This is a genomic window from Modestobacter sp. SYSU DS0875 (assembly GCF_054050915.1).
Window position 1 is genome coordinate 15452 of sequence record NZ_JBJHAH010000028.1, and the last position, 15394, is coordinate 30845.

At 73.6% G+C, this 15394-nt stretch carries 11 protein-coding genes; all 11 read left to right on the plus strand.

Going from position 1 to position 15394, the window contains the following annotated elements:
• The first annotated feature begins 75 nt into the window (after positions 1-75).
• The 11 genes from glgX to ACI79Y_RS15615 all read left to right on the plus strand — a co-directional run bounded on the left by glgX (position 76) and on the right by ACI79Y_RS15615 (position 15374).
• A complete protein-coding gene (gene glgX / locus ACI79Y_RS15565) occupies positions 76-2187 on the plus strand; it encodes a glycogen debranching protein GlgX (protein ID WP_457159353.1) in 2112 nt (703 codons plus the stop codon).
• Positions 2184-4523, plus strand: coding sequence for a malto-oligosyltrehalose synthase (gene treY / locus ACI79Y_RS15570; RefSeq protein ID WP_457159354.1), 2340 nt, complete (start codon positions 2184-2186; stop codon positions 4521-4523). Before glgX ends, treY begins: the two co-directional genes overlap by 4 nt.
• Before the next feature lie 452 nt (positions 4524-4975).
• Positions 4976-5554 carry a transglycosylase family protein gene (locus tag ACI79Y_RS15575; RefSeq protein WP_457159355.1) on the plus strand — a complete coding sequence of 193 codons (579 nt, stop codon included), beginning with the start codon at positions 4976-4978 and terminating at the stop codon, positions 5552-5554.
• A gap of 132 nt (positions 5555-5686) precedes the next feature.
• Entirely contained in the window at positions 5687-7441 is a 1755-nt protein-coding gene (gene treZ / locus ACI79Y_RS15580) for a malto-oligosyltrehalose trehalohydrolase (protein WP_457159356.1), read from the plus strand.
• Positions 7442-7443: 2 nt separating this feature from the next.
• Positions 7444-8154 (plus strand): dihydrofolate reductase family protein, encoded by a 711-nt coding sequence (locus ACI79Y_RS15585; RefSeq protein ID WP_457159357.1) that lies wholly within the window; start codon positions 7444-7446, stop codon positions 8152-8154.
• A gap of 78 nt (positions 8155-8232) precedes the next feature.
• On the plus strand, positions 8233-9849 hold the full coding sequence (locus ACI79Y_RS15590) for a DUF222 domain-containing protein (RefSeq protein WP_457159358.1): 1617 nt from the start codon (positions 8233-8235) through the stop codon (positions 9847-9849).
• 268 nt (positions 9850-10117) lie between these two features.
• The gene (locus ACI79Y_RS15595; RefSeq protein WP_457159359.1) at positions 10118-11206 is read left to right on the plus strand and encodes an ATP-dependent DNA ligase; all 1089 of its coding nucleotides are present in this window, start codon (positions 10118-10120) and stop codon (positions 11204-11206) included.
• A gap of 93 nt (positions 11207-11299) precedes the next feature.
• On the plus strand, positions 11300-12859 hold the full coding sequence (locus ACI79Y_RS15600) for an alpha/beta hydrolase (protein ID WP_457159360.1): 1560 nt from the start codon (positions 11300-11302) through the stop codon (positions 12857-12859).
• 86 nt (positions 12860-12945) lie between these two features.
• Positions 12946-14007: a DNA polymerase domain-containing protein gene (locus ACI79Y_RS15605; RefSeq protein ID WP_457159361.1), complete on the plus strand. Its 1062-nt coding sequence runs from the start codon at positions 12946-12948 to the stop codon at positions 14005-14007.
• Positions 14008-14076: 69 nt separating this feature from the next.
• Complete coding sequence (locus ACI79Y_RS15610) at positions 14077-14724, plus strand: cyclodeaminase/cyclohydrolase family protein (RefSeq protein ID WP_457159362.1); 648 nt, start codon at positions 14077-14079, stop codon at positions 14722-14724.
• The gene (locus ACI79Y_RS15615; protein WP_457159363.1) at positions 14724-15374 is read left to right on the plus strand and encodes a 5-formyltetrahydrofolate cyclo-ligase; all 651 of its coding nucleotides are present in this window, start codon (positions 14724-14726) and stop codon (positions 15372-15374) included. The genes ACI79Y_RS15610 and ACI79Y_RS15615 overlap by 1 nt, the downstream gene beginning before the upstream one ends.
• The last annotated feature ends 20 nt before the right edge of the window (positions 15375-15394 follow it).

The following is a 15394-nucleotide window of genomic DNA, read 5'->3' on the forward strand; positions in this document are numbered from 1 at the left end:
GGCCCGGTCACGGACCAGGGGTGTGACGCCAGCCCCCGTCCCGGGGGGCCTCAGCCAGGAGGACGACGCTCTCCCATGACCACCCAGGTGTGGCCCGGTTCCGACTACCCGCTCGGTGCGACGTACGACGGCACCGGCACGAACTTCGCCCTCTACAGCGAGGTCGCAGAGAAGGTCGAGCTCTGCCTGTTCGACGACCAGGGCAACGAGGAGCGCGTCCGGCTCCCCGAGCGCGACGCGTTCGTCTGGCACGCCTTCCTCCCGGGGATCCAGCCCGGGCAGCGCTACGGCTACCGGGTGTACGGCCCCAACGACCCGGCGCAGGGCCTGCGCTGCAACCCCAACAAGCTGCTGCTGGACCCCTATGCCAAGGCGATCGACGGGCAGATCGACTGGGACGAGTCGGTCTTCGGGTACCACTTCGAGTCCGGTGAGCGGAACGACGAGGACTCCGCGGCGCACATGCCGAAGTCCGTCGTCGTCAGCCCGTTCTTCGACTGGGGCACCGACCGGCCGCCGAAGACCCCGTACCAGAAGACCGTCATCTACGAGGCCCACGTCAAGGGGCTGACGATGACCCACCCGCGGGTGCCGGAGGAGCTGCGCGGCACCTACGCCGGCATCGCCCACCCGGCGGTCATCGAGCACCTGACCGACCTCGGGGTCACCGCCCTCGAGCTGATGCCGGTGCACCAGTTCGTGCAGGACGACACCCTGCTGCAGAAGGGCCTGCGCAACTACTGGGGCTACAACACGATCGGCTTCTTCGCCCCGCACAACGAGTACGCCCAGTCGACCGACGGGCAGCAGGTGCAGGAGTTCAAGGGCATGGTGCGTGCCCTGCACGAGGCGGGCATCGAGGTCATCCTCGACGTGGTCTACAACCACACCGCCGAGGGCAACCACCTGGGCCCGACGCTGTCGTTCAAGGGCATCGACAACCGGGCCTACTACCGGCTGGTCGAGGGCGACGAGCAGTACTACATGGACACCACCGGCACCGGGAACTCGCTCAACGTCCGCGACCCGCAGTCGTTGCAGCTGATCATGGACTCGCTGCGCTACTGGGTCACCGAGATGCACGTCGACGGCTTCCGCTTCGACCTGGCCTCCACCCTGGCCCGCCAGTTCCACGAGGTCGACCGGCTGTCCGCCTTCTTCGACCTGGTGCACCAGGACCCGATCGTCAGCCAGGTGAAGCTGATCGCCGAGCCCTGGGACGTCGGGGACGGCGGCTACCAGGTCGGCAACTTCCCGGCGCTGTGGACCGAGTGGAACGGCAAGTACCGCGACAGCGTGCGCGACTACTGGCGCGGCGAGGAGGGCACCCTCGGCGAGTTCGCCAGCCGCATCTCCGGCTCCGCCGACCTCTACCAGCACGCCGGCCGCCGACCGGTGGCGAGCATCAACTTCGTCACCGCGCACGACGGGTTCACCCTCAACGACCTGGTCTCCTACAACGATAAGCACAACGAGGCCAACGGCGAGGGCAACAACGACGGCGAGAGCCACAACCGCAGCTGGAACTGCGGCGTCGAGGGCCCGACGAAGGACCCCGAGGTGCTGGAGCTGCGCGCCCGCCAGCGGCGCAACTTCATCGCCACGCTCATGCTCAGCCAGGGCGTGCCGATGCTGCTGCACGGCGACGAGCTGGGCCGCACGCAGGGCGGCAACAACAACGGTTACTGCCAGGACTCCGAGCTGACCTGGATCGACTGGGAGGACGTCGACGAGGGGCTGCTGGAGTTCACCAAGCTGGTCACCCGGCTGCGCACCGACCACCCCACGTTCCGCCGCCGGCGGTTCTTCCACGGTCGCCCGGTGCCGTGGGAGGAGACCGACCCGCAGCAGGACATCGCCTGGCTGGGTGCCGACGGCGAGCCGATGGACGACGCGGACTGGTCCGACGGCTCCGCCAAGTCGCTGGCGATGTACCTCAACGGACACGGCATCCGGGAGATGGACGACCGCGGCGAGTACGTCAGCGACGACCACTTCTACCTGGCGTTCAACGCCTCGCACGAGGCGATCGCGTTCACCCTGCCCGGCGTCGACTACGCGGAGGAGTGGACGCTCGTCGTCGACACCGCCGAGCTGGGCGAGGTCGAGCCGGTCGCGGTGAAGGCCGGCGGGAAGGTCACCCTGCAGCCGCGGTCGACGGTCGTGCTGCAGGCGGCCGCGTCGTGACGACGCCGTCGACCGGCGAGCGCCGGGACGTGCCCTCGAGCACCTACCGGCTGCAGGTGACCGCCGACTTCACGCTGGACGACGCGGCGTCGGTGGCCGGCTACCTGGCCGACCTCGGGGTGAGCCACGCCTACTCGTCCCCGCTGCTGCGGTCGGCGGCGGGCAGCACGCACGGCTACGACACCACCGACCACGCGCACGTCGACGAGCCACGCGGCGGCCGAGAGGGCCTGGACCGGTTCGTGGCCCGCCTGCACGAGCACGGCCTCGGGCTGGTGCTGGACCTCGTGCCCAACCACATGGGCGTCTCCGACGCGCACGAGTCCAGCTGGTGGTGGGACCTGCTGAAGCACGGACGGGGGTCCGCGCACGCCGACGCCTTCGACGTCGACTGGGACTTCGGCGGCGGACGGGTGCGCATCCCGGTGCTGGGCAGTGCGGACGACGTGACGCAGCTGCAGCTGGTCGAGGTCGACGGCGATCTGGAGCTGCACTACTACGACAACCGCTTCCCGGTGGCGCCGGGCACGGGTCGGGCCGGGGACGACCCGGTCGCGGTGCACGACCGGCAGCATTACGAGCTGGTCGACTGGCGCCGCGCCGACGACCAGCTCAACTACCGGCGGTTCTTCGCGATCAACACCCTGGCCGGGCTGCGGGTGGAGGACCCGGAGGTCTTCCGGGCCACCCACGCGCTGATCGTGGAGCTGGTGGAGAACGGATCGGTCGACGCGCTGCGGATCGACCACCCCGACGGCCTCGCCGACCCCAAGGGCTACCTGGACTCCCTGGCCGCGGCGACCGGTGACCGGTGGACCGTGGTGGAGAAGATCCTCGAACCCGGTGAGGAGCTGCCCGGCAGCTGGAAGACGGCCGGGACGACGGGCTACGACGCGCTCACCGAGGTGGACGGGGTGCTGGTCGACCCGGCCGGCGAGCCCGCGTTCACCGCGCTGGACACCGAGCTGGCCGGGCACCGGGTCGACTACGCGCAGCTCGTGCACGACTGCAAGCGCGAGGTCACCGACGGGATGCTCGGCTCGGAGGTGGCCCGGCTCCAGCGGATCGTCGGCGACCTGCCGGGCATGCCGCCCGGGCAGGTGACCGAAGGGCTGGCCGAGCTGCTGGCCTCCTTCCCGGTGTACCGCAGCTACCTGCCCGACGGCCGGGAGCACCTGGACCAGACGGTCGCCGCGGTCAAGCTGCGGCGGCCCGACCTGGCCGCCGCCGTCGACGCACTGCACCCGCTGCTCGGGTCGGCCGGCACCGAGCTGGCCACCCGCTTCGAGCAGACCTCCGGTCCGGTCATGGCCAAGGGCGTGGAGGACAGCGCCTACTACCGGTGGGCGCGGTTCGTGGCGCTCAACGAGGTGGGTGGCGACCCGGCGCGGTTCGGCAGCTCGGTCGCGGAGTTCCACGCGGCGCAGCAGCACCGGCAGGAGGTCAAGCCGGCGTCGATGACCACGTTGTCCACGCACGACACCAAGCGCAGCGAGGACGTCCGCGCCCGGCTGGCGGTGCTGGCCGAGATCCCGACCGAGTGGGCCGGCCTGGTGCGCGGCTGGCTGGGCCGGCACCCGTTGGCCGACCGGTCGCTGGCGCACCTGGTGTGGCAGAACCTGGTCGGCGCCTGGCCGCTCTCCCGGGATCGGGCGCACGGCTACGTGGAGAAGGCGGCGCGCGAGGCCGGCACCTCGACCACCTGGACCAACCCGGTGCAGGAGTTCGAGGACCAGTTGCACGCGCTGGTCGACGCCGCGTTCGACGACGCGACCACGCACGCGGAGATCGAGCGGTTCGTGGCCCGGATCGCGCCGTTCGGCTGGTCGAACTCGCTGTCGCAGAAGCTGCTGCAGCTGACCGTCCCCGGTGTCCCGGACGTGTACCAGGGCACCGAGCTCTGGGACTTCTCGCTGGTCGACCCGGACAACCGCCGTCCGGTCGACTACGGCCTGCGGCGCCGGCTGCTGGCCCGGCTCGACGAGGGCTGGGTGCCGTCGGTCGACGAGGAGGGCGCCGCGAAGCTGCTGGTCGTCTCCCGCACCCTGCGCCACCGGCGGGAGCACCCGGATGCCTTCACCGGGTACACCCCGGTGCAGGCCACCGGCACGGCCGCCGACCACGCCGTCGCCTTCGACCGCGGTGGGGTGGTGACCGTGGCGACCCGGCTGCCCGTGCACCTGGCCGAGACCGGCTGGGGGGACACCGGGCTGGCGCTTCCCACCGGCGCGTGGCGCGACCTCTTCACCGGCGCCCGCGTGGTCTCCGACGCCGGTGGCGTCGGCGTCGAGCAGCTGCTGTCCCAGCTGCCGGTGGCCCTGCTGGTCCGCGACTGACGACGGGCGCCCTCGCCCCCACTGCTCGCGAGCTCGCGGCGGGCCCCGACACCGAGGTCGGGGGGCGAGGGACAGCCACGGACTCCAGCGTCTCGGATCCCGACCGTCCGTACACGGTCGTCGACGGGCGGTGAGCGGGCCCGGGCCTGTCGCCGATGAGCCTGCGGGACCGCCGGCGGCCACCTAGCGTCGGTCGGGTGCCCGGGCGTTCCCGGCCGGGCACGGCACCGGACCGCCCAACCCCGTCCGCCGGTGACCTCAACCGAACCCCAGGACGGGGGCGGGGGACCCATCTCCGGCGCGACCGCACACCGTGCGCGCGCCTCGGGGTGAAGCCGTTCCGCACCTCCGACGCCCGGCTCCCGAGCCGGGGCGCCGGCGTGTGCGCGCGGCCGGGCACCGATCGCCCGAACCCGACAGCTCACCTCGCAGGCGGCGATCGGAGGATCCCCATGCCCGAGTCCACCCGTACCCGCCGACTGGTCCGCCGCGGCGCCCTCACCACCGGTGCCGCCGCCCTCGCGGTCGGCGCCTTCGCCGCACCGGCGTCCGCCGCGCCGCAGCACGACTGGACCGGGGTCGCCCAGTGCGAGTCCGGCGGCGACTGGAGCATCAACACCGGCAACGGCTACTACGGCGGCCTGCAGTTCTTCCAGCCCACCTGGGAGGGCTACGGCGGCCTGGAGTTCGCGCCGCGCGCCGACCTGGCGTCCCCGGCGCAGCAGATCGCCGTCGCCGAGCGGGTGCTCGACGGCCAGGGCGTCGGCGCGTGGCCGGTCTGCGGGCAGTACCTGACCGAGGGGACGACGCCCGCCGCGGGCGCACCGGCCCCGGCACCGGCTCCCGCCCCGGCCCCGGCCCCGGCACCCGCTCCCTCGGCGACCGGCGGCAGCTACACGGTCACGCCCGGTGACACGCTCGGGACGATCGCGGCGGCGCACGGCACCAGCTGGCAGCAGCTGTTCGACCAGAACCGCGACGTCGTCAGCAACCCGCACCTGATCTACGTCGGCCAGGTCCTGTCCGTCTGATCAGCCGGCCGGGTGGCCGGGGCACTCGCCCCGACCACCCGGCTCCGGCGGGTGCCGCGCGGCACGGTTGACCGGCCGCCGGGCGGGCATGATCGGGCAGCCACCCCGTCCCGCCTGCCAGGAGGCCCCCGCATGCCCGAGCCCGTCGAGTTCTCCGTCTGGGCCCCGCTGCCCGAGCGGGTGCGCCTGCAGGTCGACGGCCAGGTGCACGACATGCAGCGCGACGACGAGGGGTGGTGGCGGGCCACCGTGCCCGCGGAGGCCGAGAGCGACTACGGCTTCCTGCTCGACGACAACGAGACGCCCCGCCCCGACCCGCGCTCCCGCCGCCAGCCCGACGGCGTGCACGGGCTGTCCCGCCGGTTCGACCCCACCACCTACTCCTGGGGCGACACCGCGTGGACCGGCCGGCCCCTCGCCGGGGGCGTCGTCTACGAGATGCACGTCGGCACGTTCACCCCCGAGGGGACGCTGGACGCCGCCGTCGACCGGCTCGGCCACCTGGTCGACCTCGGCGTCGACTTCGTCGAGCTGCTGCCGGTCAACGCCTTCAACGGCACCCACAACTGGGGGTACGACGGCGTCGCCTGGTACGCCGTGCAGGAGACCTACGGCGGCCCGGCCGCCTACCAGCGCTTCGTCGACGCCTGCCACCAGCGTGGCCTCGGCGTGATCCAGGACGTCGTCTACAACCACCTCGGCCCGTCGGGGAACTACCTGCCGGAGTTCATGCCGATCTTCAGCGAGGGCGGGGCGAACACCTGGGGCAACTCGGTCAACCTGTCCGGCCCCGACTCCGACGAGGTGCGCCGCTACATCCTCGACAACGTGCAGATGTGGCTGCGCGACATGCACGTCGACGGGCTGCGCCTGGACGCCGTGCACGCGCTGGTCGACGAGCGCGCCACGCACGTGCTGGAGGAGATGGCGATCGAGACCGAGAAGCTGTCGGTCGCGCTCGGCCGGCCGCTGACGCTGATCGCCGAGAGCGACCTCAACGACCCGCGGATGGTCACCCCCCGGGTGGCCGGCGGCACCGGCATCGACGCGCAGTGGAGCGACGACTTCCACCACTCGCTGCACACCCAGCTGACCGGTGAGGCGCAGGGCTACTACGCCGACTTCGCCGACGCCGGCCTCGAGGGCCTGGCCCGGGTGCTCACCGGGGCCTACTTCCACGCCGGCGACTGGTCCAGCTTCCGCCGCCGGCACCACGGCCGGCCGGTCGACACCGCGCAGCTGCCGGGCTGGAAGTTCCTCGGCTACCTGCAGGACCACGACCAGATCGGCAACCGCGCCGTCGGTGACCGGATCTCGGCCTCCCTCTCGCCCGGCCTGCTCGCCGTCGGCGCGACCCTGGTGCTCACCAGCCCGTTCACGCCGATGCTGTTCATGGGCGAGGAGTGGGGCGCCTCGACGCCGTGGCAGTTCTTCACCAGCCACCCCGAGCCGGAGCTGGGCAAGGCCACCGCCGAGGGCCGGATCGGCGAGTTCGCCGCGCACGGCTGGGACGCCTCCGTCGTCCCCGACCCGCAGGACCCGGAGACCTTCACCCGTTCCAAGCTCGACTGGTCCGAGCTGGCGCAGGAGCCGCACGCCGGCCTCCTGGCCACCCACAAGACGCTGCTGGCGCTGCGCAAGCAGCACCCCGAGCTGCTCGATCCCGACCTGTCCACGACGGGCGTCACCTGGGACGACGACGAGCGCTGGGTGGTCGTCGAGCGCGGATCGCTGCGCGTGGTGGCCAACCTGTCGGGTGAGCAGCGGCGGATCGAGCTGGACGCGGCGGCCGGTGAGGTGCTGTTCAGCACCGGCGAGGCGCCGGGGCTGGACGGCGCCACCGTGACCGTGCCCGCCGAGAGCGCGGCCGTGGTCAGCACCCGCTGACGGTGCACGAGCTCCCCCGCGACCCCGCCGGCCTGGCCGACGCCTACCGGGTCGCGCCGGGCCGGCACCTGCGGGTCGACTTCATCGCCTCGCTGGACGGCGCGATCAGCGTCGACGGGCGCAGCGGACCGCTGGGCTCCGACGGCGACCGCCGGGTGTTCCGCACCCTGCGGGCGCTGGCCGACGCCGTGCTCGTCGGGGCCGGGACGGCGGCGGCCGAGGGGTACCGACCGGTGCTCCCGGACTCCGCCGTCAGCCGGCTGCGCACGTCGCTGGGTCGCGAGGCGGTGATGCCGGTGGTGGTCGTGTCGCGGCGGGCGTCGCTGCGGCCGGACGACCAGCTGGTGACGGACGCCGTCGTGCCCACCGTGCTGGTCACCTGCGCGGCAGCCGACCGTGGGCGGCGGGAGGCGCTGTCCGCCGCCGGGGTCGAGGTGCTCGTCTGCGGTGACGACGACGTCGACCTGCCCGCGGCGCTGGACGCCCTGGCCGCACGGGGGCTGGAGCAGCTGGTCTGCGAGGGCGGGCCGGCGCTGGTGCAGGCGGCGCTGACCGCGGACGTGGTCGACGAGCTGGACCTGTCGATCTCACCGTTGCTGGTCGGCGGCGGTCCCGGACTCGTGCCCGCCGCCCTGCCCGCTCCGATGCGTGCGCGGTTGCTGCAGGTGCTCACCGATGACGGCGTCCTCTTCACCCGCTACGCGCTGGGCTGACCGAGCGTCCGGTTGCCCCGCAGGTGCCGTCCCGCTGCGACGCCGGAAACTGTCGTACCTCGAACGTAGGTTCGATCCATGGCGAGGCGGTCGGGGTCGAGCACGATCGAGGGGCTGGTCGTGGACTGGGTCCTCGATCACCGCGTCGAGCCCACGCGGCTGCCCGTTCCCTGGCTGAGTGATGAGGAGCTGGCCGAGGAGCTGCAGCGGGTGCAGCAGCGCCGGGCGCGGGATGCCGCCTACGAGGCGGAGCTGATCCTGGGCCTGGCCGGTCAGCGGCCCGCCTCGGCCGATCCCGCCCCTGGTGCTCCGGGTGCGCGGCGGGCGGGGTGGACCGCGCAGCCGGCCGAGGGTGAGGTGAGTGAGTTCTTCACCGCCGAGCTGGCCACGGTGCTCAACGTCGGCCGGCCGACGGCGGCGACCCGGCTGAGCCGGGCGTTGACCTGGGCCCGGAAGCTGCCGGCGACGTTCGCCGCGCTGCGGGCCGGGCAGCTCGACGAGCGCCGGGCGCAGCAGCTGGCGGATGCGCTGCAGTACACCAGTGCCGAGGTCGCCGGGCGGGTGGAGGACGCGCTGCTGGGTGAGGCTCGGGATCTGTCGGTGGCCGGGCTGGGCAAGCGGGCCACCGAACTCATGTTGCGCTTCGATGCCGCCGCCGCCGACGAGGCCCGGGTGGAGGCGGAGAAGCGCGCCGACGTGAAGCTCTACCCGTCCTCCTCCGATGGGCGGTCGGTGCTGGTGGCGGACCTGCCGGCCGATGAGGCCGCCGAGTGCCATGACCTGCTCGACCAGTTGGCGCGGATGCTCAAGGCCGACGGTGACGAGCGGCCGATCGGGCAGCTGCGCACCCACGTCCTGTCGATGCTGGTCCGGCGGCCCGCCGACCACGGCCTGCCCACCGTGGCGGCGAACCAGACCGTCACCGCCGCCCTGCAGGCGCTGGAAGGCAGCAGCACCGAGCCCGGTGAGGTGAACGGGCTGCCGATCACCGCCGCCCACCTCCGCGACCTGCTCACCCGCGTCGGCGCGCTGGGCCTCACCGCCCCCACCGGCGGCACGCTCAGCTACGCGCTCACCGGCCCCGACGGCGAACTGCTGGCCACCATCACCCCGGCCGAACTGGCTCGGCTCGCCAAGCGCGGCTGCCGCCAGCACCCCGACGCCGGCATCGCCGACCACGACGGCCAGGGCAGTGGAACCGGCGAGGGAGATGGTGGCGGCCCGTGCGACTGCCCGGTGCTGGGTCCACCGCCACCCACCGAGCGCTACGAGCCCACCGCGCGGCAACGCGCGTTCGTCACCACCCGCGACCGGCGCTGCCAGTTCCCCAACTGCGGCCAACGCGTCTGCTGGCACGACCTCGACCACGTCGTCCCCCACGCCGACGGCGGCGCCACCGACTGCGCCAACCTCTGCTGCCTGTGCCGCAGCCACCACCGGCTCAAGACCCACGCCCCCGGTTGGGCGTTCCGGATGGACCCCGACGGCACCCTGCACGCCACCACACCATCCGGCGTCACCCGCACCACCCGACCACCCGGCCTCCGACCACGGGAGCCCGAACCACCCGACGCGCGATCACCCGGTTCGGCCCCCGTGCAGGGTCCCGACGCGAGCTCGCCAGTGGCAGGGGGCACCGAGGTCCTCCAGCCGCCACCGCCATCGCAACCGGCCGACGAACCACCGCCCTTCTGACCCGCAGGCCGGTGGCGCCATGTCGCCACGTCGCCATGTCGACGTGGCGATGTGTCGCGCTCGGCCCGCCGACCGGTGCTCCGTCATCAGGAAGGGGAGCTCATCGCCGGTTCGGCGGCGACTCAGCGGGTGCCGGTGTCGTCCTGGCAGGGTGTCGATGTGTGCGCGGCCGTCCCGCGGGTGACCGGGTCGCTGACCCGCCGAGCCGGTGCCGAGCACGCCGGGATCGGTCCGCTCCCCGACCGCTCGGGACTGCTTGACTGACCGCATGGACCTGCCCGTGCTCCCCCCGGTCAAGCCGATGCTCGCCAAGCCCGCGGCCGCGCTGCCCACCGGCGAGGGCTGGTTCTACGAGCCGAAGTGGGACGGGTTCCGCTGCATCGTGTTCCGGGACGGCGACGAGGTCGAGCTGGGCAGCCGCAACGAGCGCCCGCTGACCCGCTACTTCCCCGACGTCGTCGCGGCGGCGAAGGCGCAGCTGCCCGAGCGGTGCGTGGTCGACGGCGAGATCGTCGTCCCCCGGGGGGACCGGCTCGACTTCGAGTCACTGCTCCAGCGGATCCACCCGGCCGCCTCTCGGGTCACCAAACTGGCCGCCGAGACCCCGGCGTCCTTCGTCGCCTTCGACCTGCTCGCCCTCGGTGACGAGTCGCTGATGGAGCTCCCGTTCGCGCAGCGGCAGGCGCGGCTGCGCGATGCGCTGGCCACCGCCCAGGCACCGGTGCACGTCAGCACGATCACCCAGGACGCGGAGACCGGGCAGCGGTGGTTCCGCGAGTTCGAGGGCGCCGGTCTGGACGGCGTCATCGCCAAGCGCGGCGACCGGCCCTACTCCCCCGACCAGCGGGTGATGACCAAGGTCAAGCACGTGCGCACGGCCGACTGCGTGGTCGCCGGTTTCCGCTGGCACAAGAGCGGCCCGGTCGTCGGGTCGCTGCTGCTCGGCCTCTACGACGACGCCGGCACCCTGCAGCACATCGGCGTCGCCGCTTCCTTCACCATGAAGCGCCGCGCCGAGCTGGTCGAGGAGCTCGCCCCCTACCGCGCCCAGGCGCTCGACGGCCACCCGTGGCAGGACTGGGCCAACGCGTCCACGTCGGCAGCAGGGCCGGGCGAGGACGCCGAGCGCCGGATGCCCGGGGCGACCAGCCGCTGGAACGCCGGCAAGGACCTCTCCTGGGTGCCGCTGCGCCCGGAGCTCGTGGTGGAGATCAGGTACGACCAGCTGGAGGGCAGCCGGCTGCGGCACACCGGCCACTTCCAGCGGTGGCGCACCGACCGGGACGCCCGCTCGTGCACCTACGACCAGCTCGAGGTGCCGGTGCGGTACGACCTGGACGAGGTCCTCGGCGGCTGACCCGACCCGGGCCAGGGAGCGGAACCCGGCTGAGGCATTCACCACGGTGGTTGCGGCGGCCACCTCCGCGATCGCCTCCTACGCTGGGCGATCATGTACGCGCACCGCCGACCGATCGCCGCCCTGGGCGGGGCCCTCCTCGCCGCCGCCGTGGCGCTGAGCGGCTGCACCTCCTCCGGTGAGGACGCCGGGCAGGCCAGCAGCTCCCCCACCGCCCCCGCCGAGCCGGAGGCGCAGCCGATCGAGTGGACCGACTGCGACGCCGACATCGACCAGATCATCGCCGGGCGCCCCGGCTCGGAGCGCGAGCTGCTCTTCGAGTGCGGCACCACCCCCGTGCCGGCCGACTACGACGACCTCGAGGGCGGCGACCTGGAGCTGTTCCTGCTGCGTGCCACCGCCGCCGGGCAGACCGACAAGATCGGCTCGCTGGTGGTCAACCCGGGCGGGCCGGGCTTCTCGGCCGGCGACGCGGCGATCCAGGCGGCGCTGACGCTCCCGCCGGAGGTGCTGGCCCGGTTCGACGTCGTGGGCGTCGATCCGCGCGGGGTCGGGTTCTCCAGGCCGGTCGAGTGCATCTCCGACGAGCAGAAGGACGCGCTGTTCGCGAGCAACCCGCGCGCGCTGGACGCCCACTCCCTCACCGCCACCTTCGACCTGGTGGAGGACGTCGCAGCGAGCTGTGAGGAGGAGTACGGCGAGGCGCTGGGCGCCTTCAACACCGTCGACACGGCCCGGGATCTGGACCTGGTGCGCGAGTCGCTCGGCGACGAGCAGCTGACCTTCCTCGGCTACTCCTACGGGACGACGCTGGGCTCGACCTACGCCGAGCTGTTCCCCGAGCGGGTGCGTGCCCTGGCGCTCGACGGCGCGGTCGACCCGACCGCCACCGCCCAGGAGCGGGCCGAGGCGCAGGCCGCCGGCTTCGAGGCCGCCTTCGACGCGTTCGCCGGCAACTGCACGGGCCTGATCAGCGGTTGCCCGCTGGGCGACGACCCGCGGGCGGCGCTCAACGGCATCCTCGACCAGGCCGCTGCGGCGCCGATCCCCAGCTCCCGCGAGGGCGAGACCCGGCAGGCCACCGCGGGGCTGGTGCTCAACGGGGTGCGCTCGGCGCTGTACCAGCCCAGCGCCTGGCCGCAGCTGGCCCAGTCGCTGGCCGCCGCCCGCGACGGCGACGCCGCCGGCATCCTGACCCTCGCCGACACCTACACCGGCCGCAGTGACGACGGCAGCTACAGCAACGTCGTCGACGCCAACCTGGCGATCAGCTGCGCCGACGGGCAGGAGCAGTTCACCACCGACCAGGTGGCGGCGCTGGCCGCCGACTGGAACGGCCGGTACCCGCTCTTCGGGGCCGACGCGGCCCTGGGGCTCTACACCTGCTCGGCCTGGGACGCCCCGACCACCCCGCTGCCCGAGCGCGACGCCGAGGGCAGCGCGCCGATCATGGTCATCGGCACCCAGGGCGACCCGGTGACCCCACCGCAGGGCGCGGCGGACATGGCCGCCGAGCTGGACAGCAGCGTGCTGCTGACCTGGGAGGGCAGCGGGCACACCGCCTACCCCGAGACCGAGTGCGTGACCCAGGCGGTCAACGCCTACCTGATCGACCTGGTCGCGCCGCCCGAGGGGATCACCTGCCCGGCGTGACCCGACGGGGCGTCGTGACCTTGCGCCCCGTCGCGCGAGCCCGGAGGCTCACTGCCTGAGCAGTGCACCCGAGCGGACGGAGCCCGATGGCCAGCAGCAAGGACGCCGTGGTGCTGGAGGTCGACGGGCACGAGGTGCGGGTGAGCAACCCGGAGAAGCCCTACTTCGCCGACAAGGGCATCCGCAAGATCGACGTCGTCCGGTACTTCGTCTCGGTCGGTGACGGCGTCGTCTCCGCGCTGCGCGACCGGCCGACGACGCTGGAGCGCTGGCCCGGCGGCGTCTTCGAGGGCGCGCGGATCTCCACCCGGGCCGACAACACCGGCGACGCCTTCTACCAGAAGCGGGTGCCCAAGAACGCCCCCGAGTGGGTGCCGACCGCGCACATCACCTTCCCCAGCGGGCGGACCGCCGACGAGATCGCACCCGACTCGGTCGCCGTCGTCGCCTGGTGCGCCAACCTCGGCACGCTCACCTTCCACCCCTGGCCGGTGAGCAAGGGCGACGTCGAGTCCCCCGACCAGATCCGCATCGACCTGGACCCCCAACCGGGCACCGACTTCGGCGACGCCGTGTGGGTCGCCCCGCACGTGCGCGAGCTGCTGCACGAGTTCGGCTTGGAGGGCTGGCCGAAGACCTCCGGTGGCCGCGGCGTGCACGTCTACGTGCCGATCCAGCCGCGCTGGACCTTCCCCGAGGTGCGCCGCGCGGTGATCGCGTTCGGCCGCGAGCTGGAACGGCGCATCCCCGACCGCGTGACGATGAACTGGTGGAAGGAGGAGCGCGGCGAGAAGATCTTCATCGACTACAACCAGATGGCCCGGGACCGCACGATCGCGTCCGCGTACTCCATCCGGCCCAAGCCGCACGCGCCGGTCTCCGCCCCGGTCGACTGGGACGAGCTGCCCGACGTCTCCCCGTTCGACTTCGACGTGCTGACGATGCCGGCGCGGTTCGCCGCGGTCGGCGACAAGCACGCCGGGCTGGCCGACCACGCCTTCGACCTCACCCCGCTGGTCGAGCTGGCGGACAAGCAGGAGCGCGACCTCGGGCTGGGCGAGCTGCCCTATCCGCCGGACTACCCGAAGATGCCCGGCGAGCCGATGCGGGTGCAGCCCAGCCGCGCGAAGAAGGCCCCGACCACCTGACCTGCCGGGATGCCCGACGAGTCCGTCCGACGAGTCGCTGGCGGGACGGGTGGCTGGCACAGTGACCGCATGACGACGCCGGCAGATGCTCCCGAGGTCGACGTCCAGCCGCTGGGCGACTTCCTGGGCCAGCTGGCTGCCCGCCTGCCCGCCCCGGGCGCCGGCGCCACCGCGGCGATCGAGGCGGCGCTGTCGGCCTCGCTCGTCGCCATGGTCGGCCGTTTCACCACCGGGGACGAGTACGCCGAGCACCGCGACCTCGTCTCGGCGGTGATCGCCGAGGCCGACGCCGTCCGCGCCACCTGCCTGGCCGCGGCAGCGGCCGACGAGACCGCGTTCACCGCAGTCACCGCGGCCTACCGGCTGCCCAGGGACACCCCGGAGGAGCAGGAGTCCCGGCGTGAGGCCGTCCGCGCCGCCCAGCTCCAGGCGGCCCAGCCGCCGCGGGACGTCATCGAGGCGGCCGTCACCCTCCTCCCCCTGGCCGAGCGGCTGCTGCCCATCGCGAACCCCAACGTCGTCAGCGACGTCGCCGCCGCCACCGCCGCCGCCCGCGCGGCGGCCACCACGGCCCGGCTGGCGGTCGAGGTGAACCTCCGGGGCATCCCCGACGAGGCTGCCCGGGCCGACCTCGGCGCGTCCCTGGACCGCGTCGACGACCTGCTCCGCCGGGCCGACGCCGTCGAGGCGGCCGTCCGCGAGCGCATCGCCCGCTGATGTCCGCGGCGAGTGGGTGGGCGGCCGCCTCGGGCGGAGCACACCAGGACGAGGCGCGGGCCAAGGCCGCCTACCGGCGAGGCCTGCTGGCCCGCCGCGCGGCCCGCCCCGCCGAGGAGCGGGCCGCGGCCGCCGCCGCGATCACCGGTGCCCTGCTGCAGGGGCTGACGGGGTCCCGCACGATCGCCGCCTACGCCCCCGAACCGGTCGAGCCGGGGGCACCGCTGCTCCCGGCCGCTCTGGACCAGCTCGACGCCCGGGTGCTGCTGCCCGTCGTCCCCGCCGTCGGTCACGAGCTGCAGTGGGCGGTGCACACCGAGCAGCTCGTCGTGGGGCGGTTCGGGCTGTCCGAGCCGGTGGGCCCCCGGTTCGGTCCGGCCGAGCTCGCGGCCGCCGACGTCGTCGTCGTCCCCGCCCTCGCGGTGTCGCGGGCGGGGGTCCGGCTCGGCCGCGGTGGCGGGTACTACGACCGCGCGCTCCGGCACGCCCGGCCCGACGCGTTGCTGGTGGCCCTGGTGTTCGACGACGAACTGGTCGACCACCTGCCCGCCGAACCGCACGACCAGCCCGTCTCCGCCGTCGTCACCCCGTCGACCGGCTGGCTGCGGCTGCCGGCACCGGCCGGCACCCGGAGCGACCAGGCCCGCTGATCCACCGGTCCGCACGGCCT